The sequence below is a fragment of the Nocardioides oceani genome (assembly GCF_030412965.1).
In the GTDB taxonomy this organism is placed as follows: Bacteria; Actinomycetota; Actinomycetes; order Propionibacteriales; family Nocardioidaceae; genus Nocardioides; species Nocardioides oceani.
In genome coordinates this window covers 1-371 of record NZ_JAUHJQ010000068.1, presented here as the reverse complement: position 1 = coordinate 371, position 371 = coordinate 1, and the positions used below count along the sequence as shown (strand labels likewise).

Here is a 371-nt window from a genome sequence, read left to right as displayed (position 1 = left end):
TTTCCCACGTCTTCACTTCTTCATGCCCGGCTTTGCTCCTCTTACGTCCCGAGGCAGCCAGCAATACAGGGCCTTGACCGTACCTGAACTCACCCCCCAAATGGTCGACGCCAAGAACATGATGGCTGCCTGCGACCCCAGACACGGACGTTACCTCACAGTGGCCGCCGTATTCAGAGGCAGGATGTCGATGAAAGAAGTAGACGAACAAATGCTGAACATCCAAAACAAGAACAGCAGCTACTTCGTAGAATGGATCCCCAACAACGTAAAGACTGCCGTTTGCGACATTCCACCCAGAGGGCTTAAGATGTCGGCTACCTTCATCGGCAACTCGACCGCCATCCAAGAGTTGTTCAAACGTATCTCCG

General features: G+C 53.1%; 1 protein-coding gene. It reads left to right on the top strand.

All coding sequences use genetic code 11. The annotated features are described in order from the left end of the window. Positions 1-22 precede the first annotated feature (22 nt). Positions 23-371 (top strand): tubulin beta chain (locus QWY28_RS23305; protein WP_300955304.1); only part of this gene is annotated, 349 nt, incomplete at its 3' end.